The sequence below is a fragment of the Saccharothrix hoggarensis genome, assembly GCF_052936025.1.
Genome location: NZ_CP193624.1, coordinates 3,953,918 through 3,969,614, shown reverse-complemented (window position 1 = coordinate 3,969,614; position 15,697 = coordinate 3,953,918). Strand labels below are relative to the sequence as shown.

Below are 15,697 nucleotides of genomic sequence, written 5' to 3'. Positions count from 1 at the left end.
CGAAAAAGGCCCGAAGCGGGTGCCTCGGGCCTGGCCGGGACGGCGTCGCCCGGAACGGGTTCGGACACCCGACCCCGCGGCGTGGACGGCCGGGTGGGCGCTCGGCTCAGGAGTAGAGCGCGCCCAGGAACTCCACCAACAGCCGCTCCCGCAACGCCGGGCTCGCCGCCGCGAGCAGCGTGTTCACCGTCGCCATCCGCTCCGGCAGCACGCCGTCGCCGCCGCCCATCCCGGCCGCGGCGAGCAGCCCGGCGAACTCCTCCGGCGTGAGCGAGTCCGGCTCCAGCCCGCCGACGAACTCCAGGACCTCCGGCGCCACCCGCACCGGCCCGGCCGCCACCGCCGCCTCCACCGACGCCCGCAGGTCGGCCAGCAACCCGGCCTCGTGCCCGGCGTTCGCCGCCGTCACGGTCAGGTGCAGGTTCGCGGGGGACGAGCGGTGGGCGAACTGCGGCTGCACGTACCAGTCGCGCGCCTTCATCTCGTCGGCCACGGTGAACACGTCGAAGTCGTCCCGCGCCGCCGCGACCGCCAGCAACGTCGCCGACGGCGACCCGAGCACGCGCAGCCCGTCGATCGCGTCGATGCCCTCCCGCAGCACCCGCGTGCTCTCCAGGGCCCGGTGCGCGAGCGACCGGTACCCGTCGTCGCCGATGTGCCGCAGCACGGCCCACGCCGCCGCCAGCGGCCCACCCGACCGGGTGGACTGCGTGGTCGAGTTCAGCATCGTGTAGCCGGGCCACGCGGCCGACGCGAAGAACTGCGGCCGGCGCAGGTCGGCCGACGCGTGCAGCAGCACGGACGTCCCCTTCGGGCAGTACGCGTACTTGTGCAGGTCGACCGAGATGCTGGTGACGCCCGGCACCGAGAAGTCGAACGGCGGCACGTCGGACGCGTGCGGCAGCACCCAGCCGCCGATGCACGCGTCCACGTGGCACCGCACCCCGCGGTCGAGCGCCGCGGCGGCGATCTCGGCGACCGGGTCCACCACGCCGTGCGCGTACGACGGCGCGCTCGCCACCACCAGCACCGTGGACGGGTCGATCGCCGCCGCCATCGCCGCCGCGTCCGCCCGGAACGTCACCGGGTCCACCGGCACCGCGACCACCCGCACGCCGAAGTAGTGCGCCGCCTTGTGGAACGCCGCGTGCGCCGTCTCCGGCAGCACCATCGACGGCCGGGCGACGTCCGGCCGCGAGTCCCGCGCCGCGACCACCGCCAGCAGGCACGACTCGGTGCCGCCCGACGTGACCGTGCCGACGGTCCCGGCCCCGCCGCCCAACAGCCGCGCCGCCGTGCGCACCACGTCGTTCTCCAGCGTCAGCAGGCTCGGGAACGCGGTCGGGTCGAGCCCGTTCACCGACGACGCCAAGGCGTGCGCGGACGCCGCCAGCTCGTCCAGCCCCGGCAGCGCGCTGTCGTACACGTAGGCCAACGTGCGACCGCCGTGCGTGGGCAGGTCGCCGGCCCGCAACGCGCGCAGCTCGGCCAACACGTCGTTCATGAGGTCTCCTCGCGCAGCAGGGGCAGGGCCGCCAGCGCCAGCACGGCCGGGATGACGGTGAAACCGAGCAGCGCGGACGTCACCGCGCCGGCGGGCTGCGCGGCCGAGCCGTCGGTGCTCGCCACGTACCCGCCCAAGGCCAGGACCAGCCCGTACACGCCGGGGCCGAGCGCCAGCCCCAACGTCTCGCCGGCCGTCCAGACGCCGGAGAACAGGCCCGCCCGCGTCGCGCCGGTCCGCCGCTCCTCCGCGGTGATCACGTCCGGGAGCATGGCCAGCGGGAACACCTGCATGCCCGCGTACCCGACGCCGATCACCGCCATCAGCGCGAGCACGGCCGCCACCGGCAGCACCCGTGACGCGGTCAGCCCGGCCACCGCGACCGCGAACAGCGCCGACGCCGCGACCAGCCCGACCCGCTTGCCGTGCCGCCGGCCGACCCGCTGCCACAGCGGCATCACCAGCAGCGCGGGCCCGACGAACCCGGCGAACAACGCCGCCTGCGACCCCGGCTCGCGCAGCACCAGGCGGGCGAAGTAGTCGACACCGGCCAGCATCGTGCCCAGTCCCACGGCCTGCACCACGAACACAACCAGCAGCAGCCGGAACGGCCGCGACCCCCGCACCGCCGCCACGAGCTCTCCCACACCGGCCGCCGCGGGCGCGCGACGGGACACCGGCGTGCCCCGCGTGCCCGCGAACGTCGCCAGCGTGCCGACCACCATCAGCGCGGCCACCGCCACCCCCATGCCCGGGTAGCCCACCGCATCGCGCACAGCGGGCGCGCCCGCGCCGCTGACCAGGATCGCCAATGCCAGGAACGCCATCCGCCACGCCATCAGGCGGGTCCGCTCGTCGTAGTCCTCGGTGATCTCGGCGGCCATCGCCACGTACGGCACCTGGAAGAACGCGTACGCCGTCGCGCACGCCAGGAACACCAGCGCCACGTACACCGCCGCGCCCGCGCCGGTGAACGGTCCGGCGAACAGCAGCGCGAACAGGGCGGCCGTGACGAGCCCACCGCGCAGCAGGAACGGCCGCCGCACGCCGGCGCGGTCGCTGATCCGGCCCGCGACCGGGTTGAACAGCACGTCCCACGCCTTCGGCACGAGCACCAGCAGCCCGGCGACGGCGGCGGGCACGGCCAGGCCGTCGGTCAGGTAGGGGAGCAGCAGCAGACCCGGCACCGTGCCGAACGCGCCGGTGACGAACGACCCGGTCGCGTACCCCGCCCGGACACCACGAGTGATCTGCCGCATAGGCGGAGAAGTTTCGCATTCGACCCGCCGCCCGCGCGAGACCGACTTCGGGGCGCCGGACGGTCGGGCCGGAACGGGGTCGACCACCGGCCCGCCCGGCGGCGGACCGGTGGTCGACGGGCGGATCAGGCCGCAGGCACCGTGTCGACGTGGTCCACGCCTGACGAGCGGTAGCCGGTCACCCGCGACTGGACCTGCGCCGGGCTCAACACCTGGTCCTTCGCGAAGTACACCCAGTCCACGTGCTGCTGGTAGGCGCGGTCACCGGGCGCGCCGACCAGGCCGCCCGAGATGAACCACAGGTTGAAGTTGATCGACATCGGCGTCTCGGGGTAGTACTTGTCCCCGTGGTCGGCCACCTGCGTGCCGTCGATGAAGTACTTCACCCGACCACCGGACACCTGGATCACCAGGTCGTGCCAGCCCGCGTGGCTCCACCGCTGTTCGGTGTGGACGTTGTCCGCGATCCACGGCTCGTTCTGGTACGTCTCCCACGTGGTCTCGTACATGATGTTCGCGGGCTCGCCCCAGCCCCCGTTCGGCAGGTACTCGAAGTCCATCTCGCCGTAGTTCGGGTCCATGTCGCTGTTCAGCGGCGTGATGGTGAAGAACGTCTGCACCACGTGGTCGCCGTCCGGGCCGTAGACCGGCGCGTCGGAGAACTTCACCCGCGCGGCGTACGTGCCCTCGAAGAACTTCCGCTGGTGGTACAGCTCGGTCTGCCGCGCCGACGAGCCGTTGTTGGACGACTCCAGCCGCATCGACTTCTGCCCGTCCACGGTCGGGAACGTGACCATCGCGGGGTCCCAGACCGCGCCCGGCACACCGGGGCCGCCGCCGCCCGAGCGGACCGTCCACCCGCGCTGCGAGATCCGGGAGTCGCCGGAGCTCGCGTAGTTGAAGTCGTCGAACAGCGCTGGGCCGTTCGGGTTGGGCGGGGGAGTGGTGGTGGTCGTGGTGGTGGGGCCGGTGCCGCCGGGCGACGTGCCCCACAGCTGGGTGCCGCCCCGGTGCACGGTCACCCGCGACCACGCCGAGTAGGTGCTCGACGCGCGGAACGAGTAGTCGTCGGCCTGGTTGATCTGGCTCCAGTTCGACCGGTAGAAGCGCAGCTGCAGGTCGCCGGTGTCGGCGCCGGGCGCGAGCGACCCCGCGCCGGCGGTGAACCCGACCTCCAGGTACCGGTCGGCGGAACCGCCGGTCAGCGTGCCGAACGTGCCGGTGACGTTGCCGCAGCCGCGCACCGCCCACGAGCAGGCGAAGCGGTACCCGACGTCGGGCGTCTCGCTCTTGAAGTAGTAGCGGACCTTCAACTCCGCCAGCGGCACGGTCGTGCTGCCGACGTTGACCAGCTTGAGCCACGGCTCGACCTGGTCGGTCGTCGCGGCGGACGCGCTGGTCCGGTACTGGGCGGTGACCGCGTCGGCGGCCATCGCGATGGGGGCGACCACCAGCGCGGCGACCGACACCGCGGCGGCTCCGATCGCCGAGATCATGCGTGCGGACACAGTTGTCTCTCCTCGAGTCAGCAGGGTGGGATAGGGGAGCGGGCGTCGTCCTCCTCTCCGGCCAGGGGCCCCGAGGGCACGGACAGCGCGGTCAACCGGGCCGAGTGCTCGCGCATCCGGTCGGTGAAATCGGTCCACGACGGGCGCTGCACCCACAGGGAGTCGGCCAGCGCCGCCAGCCGCGGGTACGCCAGCCGTTCCAGGTGCTCGGCGGTCGGCACGTACTCCGTCCACAGCGCGCACTGCGCGCCGAGCACCCCGTGCGGCAAGGGCACGTGGTAGACGTCGTGCGCGGTCACGACCAGGCCGGGCTGTCCGGCGGGCTCGTCGGGGTCGGCGGACTGCGGGTAGTCGAGGTAGGTCGACCGGTGCGGCGCCATCACCACGTCGTGGCCCAGGTCCAGCGCCGACCGCGCGTCCGCCGCGTCGCGCCACGGCATCACCACCGCCCGCGCGTCGCCGATCGGCTCCCACGACACCGGCGCCCGGCCACGCGCGATCACGTGCTCCGCCACCGTCCGCAGGAACCAGCCGTGCAGGTCGCGCGGCCCGGCCAGCCCCTCGCGGCGAACCCGCGCCCACGCGCCGGGACTGGACTCCCACTCCGCGGTCGGGCACTCGTCGCCGCCCAGGTGCACGTGCCGGCCGGGGAACACGTCCAGCACCTCGTCCAGCACGTCGCGGCAGAACTCCAGCACCCGGTCGTCCACGCCGAACACGGCGTCGCTGACACCCCACCGCGTCCACACCGGCAGCCGCCGCCGCGGGAAGTTGCCCAGCCGCGGGTACGCGGCCAACGCGGCCCGCGCGTGGCCCGGCATCTCGATCTCCGGCACGATCCGCACGCCGCGCTCGTCGGCGTGGGCCACCAGCGCGGACAGCTCGGCCCGCGTGTACGCGCCGCCGTGCGGCACGCCGTCGCCGTCGGTCTCGGTCCGCCAGGCGCCGACCGAGGTCAGCAGCGGGTGCCGGGGCACCGGCATCCGCCAGCCCTGGTCGTCGGTCAGGTGCAGGTGCAGCACGTTCAGCTTGTGCAGCGCCATCAGGTCGACGAACCGGCGCAGCACCCCGATCGGCTGGAAGCGCCGCGCCACGTCCAGCAGGACCCCGCGCCACGGCAGCCGGGGCGCGTCCCGGATGTCCACGCCGGGCAGCGCCCAGTCCACACCGGACACCGGCCGCGCGCCCAGCGCCACCGGCGACACCAGCTGCCGGATCGTCTGCACGCCGTGCGCCAGCCCTTGCCGGGTGGCGGCGCGCAGGACCACCGCGTGCTCGTTCACGGTCAGCGCGTAGCCCTCGTCGCCGAGCCCGACGAGCCTGGGGTCCAGCGCGAACACCACCCGGCCGTCCTCGTGCAGGGGCAGCGGCAGCCCGGTGGCCGGGCGCAGCAGCGACCGCAGCAGCCGGGCGGCGCCCTCCGCGCCCGGCGTGGCGCGGACCGCGGTGTCGTGGTCGAGCGGGAACCGGCCGTGCCGCCGGACCAGCCGCGTCGGTCGTGGCAGGATCACGGGCCGGCCCTCCCCGGCCGGAGCGGGCGCCGCCGTCATCCCTTGACCGCCCCGCCGACGATCCCGGTGGTCACGCGGCCCTGCAGCACCAGGAAGACCGCCAGCACCGGCAGCATGAACAGCGTCGAGGCGGCCATCGTGGCGCCCCAGTCGGTGCCGAAGGTGTTGCTGAACGAGGACAGCCACACCGGCAACGTCCGGTCGTCCTGGTCCTTGATGATCAGCACGTTGGCGAAGGCGAACTCGTTCCACGCGGTGATGAACCCGAACAGCGACGTGGCCAGCAGCCCCGGCGCGAGCAGCGGGAACACCACCCGCCGGAACGCCTGCGCCCGCGAGCACCCGTCCACCAGGGCGGCCTCCTCCAGGTCGACGGGGATGGCGGCGAGGAACCCGCGCAACGTCACGACGGTGAACGGCAGGGTGATCATGAAGTAGACGAGCGTGAGCATCCACAGGGTGTCGAGCGTCCCGGTGTCCCGCGCGATCACGTAGACCGGGATGAGCAGCGCCTCCCACGGCGTCATCTGCGCGACGAACACCATGAGGATGAACCCGCGCCGCCCCTTCCAGCGCAGCCGCGCCACCGCGAACGCCGCCATCAGCGCGACCACCAGGGCCAACAGCACCGCTCCGCCCGCGACCAGCAGGCTGTTGCGCCAGAACGACCAGAACCCCTGCGCGGCCACCGCCGTGCCGAAGTGGTCGAACGTCAGCGAGAACGGCAGGAACGTCGGCGTCGCGGCCTGGATGTCGCGCGTCGGCTTGAACGCCGTCAGCACCATCCAGTACACCGGGAACACCGAGACCGCGAACACCGCCAACGCCGCCACCGCGCGCAGCACCCGGCCGGTCACGAGACCTCCTCCTGCCGGTACATCTGCCGGAAGTACGCCAGCAGCGCGAGCACCAGCAGCAGCACCATGAGCATCGACACCGCCGCGCCCAGGTCGTAGCGCTGCAAGGACTGCGCCACCTGGAACGCGTACACCGGCAACGTGGTGGTGGCCTGCCCCGGACCGCCCTGGCTGATCACCCAGATCTGCACGAACGCCTTGACGACCCAGATCACCTCCAGGCAGGTGATCAGCCCGAACATGGCCCGCAGCATCGGGAACGTGATGGAGGCGAACACCCGCCACGCGCCCGCGCCGTCCATCCGGGCCGCCTCGTACAGCTCGCCCGGGACGGTGACCATCGCCGCGTACAGCGACAGCGCCGCGAACGGCACCGACTGCCACACGATCAGCGCCACCAGGATGGCGAACGTGGCCGGGCCGTCGGCGAACCACGCGTAGTCGCGGTAGCCCTCGAACCCCAGCTCCACCAGCAGCCAGTTGACCACCCCGAGCCGCGACTGGAACAGCCACTGGAACACCGTGGTCGCCGCGATCACCGGGGTCGCCCACACCAGCACCAGCCCCGCCATCACCAGCAGCCGCAGCCACCGGCCCAGCCGCACCAGCAGCAGCGCCACCAGCGTGGACAGCACCATGATCAGCACCACGTTGACCGCGGTGAACACCAGCGTCCGCCGCACCACCGCCCAGAACTCCGGGTCGGTCAGCACCCGCGCGTAGTTCGCCAGGCCGACGAACCGCGCGTCGCCGCGCACCAGCTGGGGCAGGCCGAATTCCTGCACCGAGATCACCACGTTGCGCGCCAACGGGTACAGCAGCAGGTACGCGGTGGCGAGCAACGTCGGCGAGATCAGCAGGTACGGCCACCACGACGTCCGACGCCGGCGCGGCGGGGGAGGGGTCGGCGGCGGGCGGTGCCGGACCGCCCGCGACAGCGTCGTCGACATCGCTAGGCGCCCGAGTTGAGCGCCTGGGCGATCACCCGGTCCGCCTCGGCCGCCGCGGCGGCCGGATCGGCGCCGGTCAGCACCGCGGTCAGGAACTCCTTGATCGGGTTGCGCGCCTCGACCGCCGCCCAGTTCGGCGAGTTCGGCGTGGCCCGCCCGTTGACCGCGCCGGCCGCCATCGCCGCCGCGCCGGGGTCGTCGCCGACCGCGCTCGCGAGGCTCGTCCGGTTCGGCACGTAGTTCATCGCCTTGGCCAGCTCGACCTGCCACTTCTCCCCGGCCAGCGCCTTGACCACCTGGTAGGCGCCGTCCTGGCGGGTGGAGGCGAGCGGGATGATCAGGTCGGAGCCGCCGGTGAACACCGCGCCGGGCCGGTCGGCGGTCTTGCCGGGGATGGGGAAGAAGCCGAGCTTGTCGGCGAGTTCGGGGTTGGCCTTGGCGACCAGCTTGGCCGCGCCGGGCACCGCGATGAACTGCGCGACCTTGCCGCCCGCCACCACGTCGGTCTGCTGCGGCTTGGCCTCGTCGGAGTCCTTCGGGCCGTCGCCCAACGCCTGCAGCCGCTGGTAGAAGTCCGCCCCGGCCAACGCCTGCGGTGTGCTCAGCGAGCCGGACCACTGGTCGCCCCGCTGCTCGGCGAGGTCGCCGCCCTCGTCCCAGACGAACCCGGACAGCACGTACCAGTTCTGGCCCGGCAGGTAGATGCCCTGGGTGTCGCCCTGGTCGAGCTTCGCGGTGGCGGCCAGCCACTCGTCCCGCGTCTTCGGCGGCGTCACGCCGGCCGCCTCGAACAGGTCCTTGCGGTAGATGACGACCCGGTTGGCCGCGTAGAACGGGATGCCGAACTGCTTGCCGCCCACCGCGCCCGGCTCGGCCAGGCCGGGGATCCAGTCCCCGCCGCCCAGCTCGCCGACCTTGCCGGACAGGTCGGTGACGCCGTCGCTGGCCGCGTACTGGGCGACCTGCGTGTTGCCGACCTCGATCACGTCGGGCGGGTCGGTGCTGGCCAGGGCACTGGCCACCTTCTGCGTGATGCCGTTCCACTCCTGGATCTGGACCTTGACGTCCAGTTCGGGGTGGTCCCGCTCGAACTCGGTCTCGAAGCGGGCGGTGAAGTCGTCGGTGGCGGTGTCCTTCATCAGCCAGACGGTGATCTCCTGCTTGCCGCCCGACGCGTCGGGACCGGAGCCGCAGGCGGACAGGGTGAGTCCCAGAGCGAGGACGAAGGCGACGGAGCGGTTCGGCACGTCTCACCTCTCAGCTGACCAATTGGTAAACCCAGGTGGAGCGTGTCCGAAGATGGCATAGACCAATGTGACAGTCGACACCCAGTTCACAGCCGTGAGAGCGCTCTCGATCTTCGTCAAGAGGCACTTGACCACTGGTCTGACATACTGGCCACGGGACAGGGCAAGACGAAGTGAGGCGGCATGGCCGAACCGATCCTCAAGCGCGAGCGGGTGCGCGACTACCTGCTCGAACTCATCGAGACGCACCCGCCGGGCGTGCCCATCCCGGCCGAGCGCGTGCTGTGCCGGCAGCTGTCCGTCTCCCGGCCCACGCTCCGCTCGGCGGTGGCCGAACTGGTCAACACCGGCCTGCTCATCCGCCAGCACGGCCGGGGCACGTTCGTCGCGCCGGCCAAGATCACCCAGGAACTCGTGTCCGGCGACCGGGCCATGACCCTGCCGCAGGCGGGCGGCGCGTGGACCAGCCGCGTCCTGGAGCACGCCCGCATCCCGGCCGGCGCGCGCGTCGGCCGCAAGCTGCGCGTGTCACCGGCCGCCGAGATCACCTACATCGCCCGGCTGCGGCTGGTCGACGGCGCGCCGATGGCGATCGAGCACCTGCACGTCCCGGTCGCCGTCGCCCCGGACCTGACCGTCGAGGACATGGAGTCGGGCAACTTCTACGACCGGCTGGCCGACCACGGCGTGCACGTCAGCGACGCGGTGCAGTCCATCGAGCCGACCGTCACCAACGACGTCGAGTCCGACCTGCTCGGCGTGCCGGTGTTCGCGCCCGCCCTGCTGTTCGAACGCCTGACCAACGACACCACCGGCCGCCCGGTCGAGTACGTCCACTCGCTGTACCGGGGCGACCGCTACCGCATCGTCTCGCGGCTCTCCCTCGCCCCGACCGCGCCCTCGCCGGGCGCCCGCGAGGGCCACCACCCCGGCATCCCGCCGGGCGACCTGTCGTCGGCCGGCCCGGTCCGCTCGGCCACCACCGGCGACGTCCAGTAGCCGTCGGCGACGGGTGCGAGTCGCCCTGCGGCATACGCCCTGTGCTGCGACGATGGGGCCTCCTCGATGGACCCGGCACGACCAAGGAGGACCCCGTGGCATCCCGCCTCAACCCGTACATCAGCTTCGCCGGCAACGCCCGGGAGGCGATGGAGTTCTACGAATCCGTCTTCGGCGGCACCCTCAGGCTCGACACCTTCGGCGAGTTCAGCGGCCCCGAGGCCCCGGAAGCCGAGAAGATCATGCACGGCATGCTGGAGACCGACAACGGCTTCACCCTCATGGCCGCCGACACGCCGCCCGGCATGCCGCACAACCCCGGCGACAACATCAACATCAGCCTCAGCGGCGACGACGTCGACGAGCTGCGCGGCTACTGGGAGAAGCTGTCCGCCGACGGCACCGTCACCGTCCCGCTCGAGAAGCAGATGTGGGGCGACGAGTTCGGCGCCTGCCAGGACCGCTTCGGCATCGGCTGGATGGTCAACATCTCCGGCTCCTAGACCGGTCCACCGTCCCGCCCGAGCAGCGCCACCACCTCCGCGGCGCACCCCCAGGACAGCGTGACGCCCGCGCCGCCGTGGCCGTAGCACGACACCACGGGGCGCCCGTCGCGCTCGACCCGGTCCAGCCGCACGGCCGACCGCGCCGGGCGCAGGCCCACACCCCGGCTCGCCACGGCCGCGTCGCGCAGCGCGGGCACCAGGTCGCGCACGCGGGTCAGGATCGCGGTCTCCACCCCGGGCGACGGGTCCACCGACCACGCGCCGCGCTCGGCCGTGCCGCCGCACACCACGTCGTGGTCCCGCGGCACGACGTAGGTGAGCCCGGCCGGGTTGTCGTCGTCGATCAGCCAGTCGGTGAGGCCGGGGTTCGCCAGCCGCACGACCTGGCCGCGCACCGGCGTCACGTCCTCGTCGGCCAGCAGCCCGCCGGAGCGCAACCCGGCGGCCACGACCACCGCTCCTTCGACGTCGGCCAGGTCCCGCACCTCGCCGACCACCGTGCGCACGCCCGCCGCAGCCACCAGCCACGGCAGGTACCGGCCCATGTCGATCACCGGCAACGTGCACCGCGTCGCGCTCGGCACGCCGTGGGGCAGCCCGTCGAGGACCGTCTCGGCCGACGCCACGGCCGCCGTCCACCAGAGGTCCGGCGACGCCGTGCGGTGCAGCACCAGCCCCGACCGCAGCGAGACGCCCGTCCCCGGGTCGGCGGCCAGTTCGGTGAAGGCCCGCAACGACCGCGCGCCCCACCGCAGCACCGCGTCGGCCGGTGCGGCCTCGTACGGGAACCACACCGCCGCGGCCACCGCCGACGTGGTGCGGTCGGGCGGGTCGGCGGCGAGGACGGTGACGTCGTGCCCGGCACGCGCCAACTCGTGCGCGCACGTGTACCCGATCACCCCGCCGCCGATGACGGTCACCTTCATCCGATCATCATGCCGCTCCCGCGACGGCCCCGGAACGGCCGACCGGCGCGACCCCGACGTCACGCCACACCGTGCCCCGCCGTTCGTGCGCGAACAGCCGCTCCGCCTCGTGCGCGATCCGCGGCCCCAGCTCGCGTTCCAGCAGGTACAGCCCCAGGTCGATCCCTGATGTCACGCCGGCGGCCGTCACCAGGTCCCCGTCGTCGACCACGCGGGCGGCGACGGCTTGCGCGCCCGTGGCGGCCAGCGCGTCGAGGCCCAGGTGGTTCGTGGTCGCCGTGCGGCCCACGAGCAGGCCGGCGAGGGCGAGCACCAGCGAACCGCCGCACACCGTGGCGACGGTGACGCCCGGCCGGTCGAGGGCTTCCCCGACCAGGGCCGGCAGTCCGGTCCGCGCCGCGGCGGCGAGCCGGGCCTGAACACCGTCCTCCGGCACGTCGTCCGGCCCGTCCGGGAGGCGGCCCGCCGCGCCGGGCACGACGACCAGGCCGGCCCGCGCGGGGTCGAGCGCGGCCGTCGCCCGCAACGAGAGCGGCCCGATCCCGCTCGGCACCTCCCGCGGCCCCTCGGCCGACACCAGTTCGACCTCCAACGCCCCACCCGCGATCACGCCGCCGGCTCCCAGCACCTCGTACGGTGCGATGACGTCCAGCGGGTCGAAACCGTCGAACAACACGATCTGCGCCAGCACCAGGTCCTCCAACTCGTGGGTGTCCCGCGACGCTAACCACGGCCACCGCCCGCCGGAACTGGCTGGAATGCCAACCTTCCACGGATTCTCGCCAATGCTGTGACCAGGGATGACGCCCAAAGTCACTGCTCACAGCCTTGGCTGGCACACGCTGGACGCCTACGGTGTCGCCATGCTCACCGTGGCCGTGCTGGCGCTCGACCAGGTCATCCCCTTCGACCTGGCGACCCCGATCGAGGTGTTCACCCGCACCCGCCTGCCCGACGGCCGTCCCGCCTACCGGGTCGGCGTCTGCGGCGCCACGCCCACGGTCGACGCGGGCGCGTTCACGCTCCAGCCACCGTGGGGCCTCGCCGCCCTCGCCGACGCCGACACGATCGTCCTGCCCGGCTGCGCCGACCCCACCGCCCCCGTCCCGGACGAGGTCCGCGACGCCCTGCGCCAAGCCGCCGCCCGCGGCACCCGCATCGCCTCGATCTGCACCGGCGCGTTCACCCTCGCCGCCACCGGGTTGCTCGACGGGCAGCGCGCCACCACGCACTGGCTGGCCGCCGCGGCGCTCGCCGAACGGCATCCGGCGATCGACGTGGACCCGGACGTCCTCTACGTCGACAACGGCCAGTTCCTCACCTCCGCGGGCGCCGCCGCCGGGCTCGACCTGTGCCTGCACCTCATCCGCCGCGACCACGGCTCGGCGGTCGCCGCCGACGCCGCCCGCCTGTCCGTCATGCCCCTGGAGCGCGAGGGCGGGCAGGCCCAGTTCATCGTCCACGACCAGCCGCCGGCCCCGCGTGGTTCCGCCCTCGAACCCCTCCTGCGGTGGATGGAGGACAACGCGGCGCGAGACCTCACGCTGGAGGAGATCGCCGACCACGCAGGCCTGAGCACCCGCACCCTCAACCGCCGGTTCCGCGAGCAGACCGGCACCACGCCGCTCCAGTGGCTCCTCCGCGCCCGCATCCGCCAGGCGCAGCACCTGCTGGAGGCCACCGCGCACCCGGTGGACCGGATCGCGGGCCAGGTGGGCTTCGGCTCGTCCACCGCGTTCCGCGACCGCTTCAAGCGGATCGTCGGCACGACGCCGAACGCCTACCGCGCCGCGTTCCGACGACACGCCCACGCCTGACCCGCTGAGCGGTTCGGCGGCTTGCCCGCGTGGCGTGGATCACCTACGGTCGAACGAAAGTGAATACGTTTCGCGTATCTCGGGGAGTGCGGATGCCGGTCTCACGACGGTCGTTAGCAGCGTCCGCGCTGGTCGCCGCGCTGGTCGTGGTCGGGTTGCCGACGGCGGACGCGGCCGTGCCGCCGTACCTGGTGGGGCGCGGCATCTCCGACGTCACGGGCCCGGCCGCGGAGAACGGCATGATGGGCTACTCGGCGTTCGACCAGAAGACCACCGGCATCCACCAGCGGCAGCGGTCGCGGGCGTACGTCGTCGTCGACCAGGCCACCGGCAAGCGGGTCGCGTACGTCAACGCCGACCTGGCGATGATCTTCCGCGCGGTGCAGGAAGCCGTGCTCGCGAAGCTCCAGGCCCGTTACGGCGCCCTCTACACGCGCGAGAACGTGCTGCTCTCCGCCACCCACACGCACGCCGGCCCCGGCGGCTACTCGCACAACCTCGCCTACAACCTGTCGATCCTCGGCCTGCAGCCTCAGACGTTGGCCGCGATCACCGACGGCATCACCGAGTCGATCGTGCGGGCGCACGACGACCTCAAGCCGGGCGAGCTGTCCCTGGGCCGCGGCGAGCTGACCGACGCCAGCGTGAACCGGTCGCGGGTCGCGTTCGAGCGCAACCCGGACAAGGGCCACTTCCCGCTGGCCATCGACCCGGCCATGACCGTGCTGCGGTTCCGGCAGAACGGCGAGGACGTCGGCGCGATCAGCTGGTTCGCCACCCACAACACGTCCATGACGAACAAGAACACGCTGATCAGCCCGGACAACAAGGGCTACGCGTCCTACCAGTGGGAGCACGACGACCGCGGCGTGCGCTACCTGGAGGACCGGCCCGGCTTCGTCGCCGCGTTCCCCAACACCAACGCCGGCGACATGTCGCCGAACCTCAACCTCCGGCCGGGATCGGGGCCCACGGAGGACGAGGTCGAGAACACCCGGATCATCGGCGAGCGGCAGAACCGCAAGGCGCAGCAGGTGTTCGCCGGTCCCCAGACGCCCGTCACCGGGGGAGTGGACCACCGGATGCGGTTCGTCGACATGTCGGCGGTCGCGGTCGACGGCCGGCACACGACGGACGGACGGCCCGGCACGACGTGCCCCGGCGTGGTCGGCGCGTCGACGATGGCGGGCAGCGTCGAGGACGGTCCCGCGATCCCCGGCTTCGGCGAGGGCATGACGAGCCCGTGGAAGGCGCTGTTCGAGCCGCTGGACGTCGAGGTGCCGCAGTGGTTGCGGGACTGCCAGTACCCGAAGGCGTCGCTGGTGCCGACCGGCCTGGTGCAGGCCACGCCGAACGTCCTGCCGTTGCAGATCGTGCGCATCGGACAGCTGCACCTGGTCGCCGTGCCCGGCGAGGTGACGATCGTCGCGGGCCTGCGCATCCGCCGGACGGTGGCCGCCGAGGCGGGCGTGCCGCTGGAGGACGTGCTGGTACAGGGCTACGCCAACGACTACAGCCAGTACGTCACCACCCCGGAGGAGTACGACCTCCAGCAGTACGAGGGCGGGTCGACGCTGTTCGGCCGCAACACCCTGCCCGCGTACCAGCAGGAGTTCGGCAAGCTCGCCGCCTCCCTGCGGACGGGCACGCCGCTCGCGCCCGGCGCGACGCCGACCACGCCGCCGTTCACCGGCATCAACCTCCAGACGGGCGTGGTGTTCGACGACAAGGCCCCGTGGCACCAGTTCGGCCAGGTCCTCACCCAGCCGGCCCCGGCCTACGCGCGCGGGCAGACCGCGACCGCGGTGTTCGTGACCGGGCACCCGAAGAACGACCTGCGCCGCAACGGCACGTTCCTGGAGGTCCAGCGCCTGGTGGACGGCCGGTGGACCCGGCACGCCGACGACGGCGACTGGTCCACCCGCTACCGCTGGCAGCGCGAGGGCGTCGCGAACTCGAACGCCACCGTCACGTGGACGATCCCCGCCGACACGCCGGCCGGCGCCTACCGCCTCGTGCACCACGGGAACTGGAAGAGCGGGTGGACGGGCGGGATCACCGCGTTCACCGGCGCGACCAGGACGTTCACCGTCGGCTAGCGCCGCGGGGTTCCCGGCTGTGCCGGTATCGGAAAGGGCTTAGCCCTCGCGGTCCAGCGGGCCCCAGTTCGTGGCGGCGTGCTCGTCTACCAGGCGCTCGCACTCCTCCAGCACGTCGTCCGCGATCCACCCGATCGGGTGACCACACTCGACCAGCGGCTCGTTGTCCGGCCCGCGGCCCACCTCGGTGCCCTCCAGGATCCACGGCCGCGTGCCCGGACCACGGCGTTCCCGCAGGTGGCGGTAGTCGTGCAGGCGGCGCGCCACCCAGAGCCGCAGCGGCCGGTCGCCCCACCACGGCTCGATCGCCAGCGAGTTGGCGGACAGGCCCGGCAGCCGCACGCCGCTCAGCCCGTCCCGGCTGCGCCGGTCGCTGTCCGCTTCCGGCCCCTGCGACCAGCGCACGTACAGCTCGCGTGCGGGCGCGCGGTCCTCTACCAACGTGACGAGGTCGGCGAGATCGGCGAAGGTGCGCATGCGCCGGGGTTACCGCGCCGGCGGAGGTTCGAACACG

Annotated in this window: 14 protein-coding genes; 4 read left to right on the top strand and 10 right to left on the bottom strand. The window is 73.1% G+C overall.

Features of this window, described 5'->3' with window-relative positions:
• Positions 1 to 106 precede the first annotated feature (106 nt).
• The 7 genes from ACRAKH_RS18220 to ACRAKH_RS18190 form a co-directional block, all read right to left on the bottom strand.
• Positions 107 to 1,504 (bottom strand): pyridoxal phosphate-dependent decarboxylase family protein, encoded by a 1,398-nt coding sequence (locus ACRAKH_RS18220; protein ID WP_380719646.1) that lies wholly within the window; start codon positions 1,502 to 1,504, stop codon positions 107 to 109.
• On the bottom strand, positions 1,501 to 2,763 hold the full coding sequence (locus ACRAKH_RS18215) for an MFS transporter (RefSeq protein ID WP_380719648.1): 1,263 nt from the start codon (positions 2,761 to 2,763) through the stop codon (positions 1,501 to 1,503). Before ACRAKH_RS18215 ends, ACRAKH_RS18220 begins: the two co-directional genes overlap by 4 nt.
• 125 nt (positions 2,764 to 2,888) lie before the next feature.
• Positions 2,889 to 4,271 carry a cellulose binding domain-containing protein gene (locus ACRAKH_RS18210; protein WP_380719650.1) on the bottom strand — a complete coding sequence of 461 codons (1,383 nt, stop codon included), beginning with the start codon at positions 4,269 to 4,271 and terminating at the stop codon, positions 2,889 to 2,891.
• 17 nt (positions 4,272 to 4,288) lie between these two features.
• Positions 4,289 to 5,782 (bottom strand): beta-N-acetylhexosaminidase, encoded by a 1,494-nt coding sequence (locus ACRAKH_RS18205; protein WP_447009138.1) that lies wholly within the window; start codon positions 5,780 to 5,782, stop codon positions 4,289 to 4,291.
• A 35-nt stretch (positions 5,783 to 5,817) separates the two neighbouring features.
• Positions 5,818 to 6,639, bottom strand: a complete 822-nt coding sequence (locus tag ACRAKH_RS18200; protein ID WP_380719655.1) for a carbohydrate ABC transporter permease — start codon at positions 6,637 to 6,639, stop codon at positions 5,818 to 5,820.
• Entirely contained in the window at positions 6,636 to 7,589 is a 954-nt protein-coding gene (locus ACRAKH_RS18195) for a carbohydrate ABC transporter permease (protein WP_380719657.1), read from the bottom strand. Before ACRAKH_RS18195 ends, ACRAKH_RS18200 begins: the two co-directional genes overlap by 4 nt.
• Positions 7,590 to 7,591: 2 nt before the next feature.
• Entirely contained in the window at positions 7,592 to 8,836 is a 1,245-nt protein-coding gene (locus ACRAKH_RS18190; protein ID WP_380719659.1) for an extracellular solute-binding protein, read from the bottom strand.
• Positions 8,837 to 9,019: 183 nt separating this feature from the next.
• Here ACRAKH_RS18190 and ACRAKH_RS18185 point away from each other — a divergent pair, with 183 nt between their 5' ends.
• Positions 9,020 to 9,835, top strand: coding sequence for a GntR family transcriptional regulator (locus ACRAKH_RS18185; RefSeq protein ID WP_380719661.1), 816 nt, complete (start codon positions 9,020 to 9,022; stop codon positions 9,833 to 9,835).
• Between the two features lie 95 nt (positions 9,836 to 9,930).
• On the top strand, positions 9,931 to 10,338 hold the full coding sequence (locus tag ACRAKH_RS18180) for a VOC family protein (RefSeq protein ID WP_380719663.1): 408 nt from the start codon (positions 9,931 to 9,933) through the stop codon (positions 10,336 to 10,338).
• Here the strand turns inward: ACRAKH_RS18180 and ACRAKH_RS18175 are convergent.
• A complete protein-coding gene (locus ACRAKH_RS18175; RefSeq protein WP_447009137.1) occupies positions 10,335 to 11,267 on the bottom strand; it encodes an FAD-dependent oxidoreductase in 933 nt (310 codons plus the stop codon). The genes ACRAKH_RS18180 and ACRAKH_RS18175 overlap by 4 nt on opposite strands.
• Before the next feature lie 7 nt (positions 11,268 to 11,274).
• Positions 11,275 to 11,958 (bottom strand): DJ-1/PfpI family protein, encoded by a 684-nt coding sequence (locus ACRAKH_RS18170; protein WP_447009975.1) that lies wholly within the window; start codon positions 11,956 to 11,958, stop codon positions 11,275 to 11,277.
• 172 nt (positions 11,959 to 12,130) lie between these two features.
• Between ACRAKH_RS18170 and ACRAKH_RS18165 the strand changes: the two genes are divergently transcribed.
• Both ACRAKH_RS18165 and ACRAKH_RS18160 read left to right on the top strand, forming a co-directional pair.
• Complete coding sequence (locus tag ACRAKH_RS18165) at positions 12,131 to 13,084, top strand: GlxA family transcriptional regulator (protein ID WP_380719667.1); 954 nt, start codon at positions 12,131 to 12,133, stop codon at positions 13,082 to 13,084.
• A 92-nt stretch (positions 13,085 to 13,176) separates the two neighbouring features.
• Positions 13,177 to 15,183 (top strand): neutral/alkaline ceramidase, encoded by a 2,007-nt coding sequence (locus ACRAKH_RS18160; protein WP_380719669.1) that lies wholly within the window; start codon positions 13,177 to 13,179, stop codon positions 15,181 to 15,183.
• A gap of 39 nt (positions 15,184 to 15,222) precedes the next feature.
• Here the strand turns inward: ACRAKH_RS18160 and ACRAKH_RS18155 are convergent, their stop codons facing one another.
• Complete coding sequence (locus tag ACRAKH_RS18155) at positions 15,223 to 15,660, bottom strand: DUF6098 family protein (RefSeq protein ID WP_380719671.1); 438 nt, start codon at positions 15,658 to 15,660, stop codon at positions 15,223 to 15,225.
• Positions 15,661 to 15,697 lie beyond the last annotated feature (37 nt).

Coding starts and splice junctions, on each gene's coding strand:
- ACRAKH_RS18220 (WP_380719646.1), bottom strand. CDS start 1,504: ATGAACGACGTGTTGGCCGAGCTGCGCGCGTTGCGGGCCGGCGACCTG.
- ACRAKH_RS18215 (WP_380719648.1), bottom strand. CDS start 2,763: ATGCGGCAGATCACTCGTGGTGTCCGGGCGGGGTACGCGACCGGGTCG.
- ACRAKH_RS18195 (WP_380719657.1), bottom strand. CDS start 7,589: ATGTCGACGACGCTGTCGCGGGCGGTCCGGCACCGCCCGCCGCCGACC.
- ACRAKH_RS18185 (WP_380719661.1), top strand. CDS start 9,020: ATGGCCGAACCGATCCTCAAGCGCGAGCGGGTGCGCGACTACCTGCTC.
- ACRAKH_RS18175 (WP_447009137.1), bottom strand. CDS start 11,267: ATGAAGGTGACCGTCATCGGCGGCGGGGTGATCGGGTACACGTGCGCG.
- ACRAKH_RS18165 (WP_380719667.1), top strand. CDS start 12,131: ATGCTCACCGTGGCCGTGCTGGCGCTCGACCAGGTCATCCCCTTCGAC.
- ACRAKH_RS18160 (WP_380719669.1), top strand. CDS start 13,177: ATGCCGGTCTCACGACGGTCGTTAGCAGCGTCCGCGCTGGTCGCCGCG.
- ACRAKH_RS18155 (WP_380719671.1), bottom strand. CDS start 15,660: ATGCGCACCTTCGCCGATCTCGCCGACCTCGTCACGTTGGTAGAGGAC.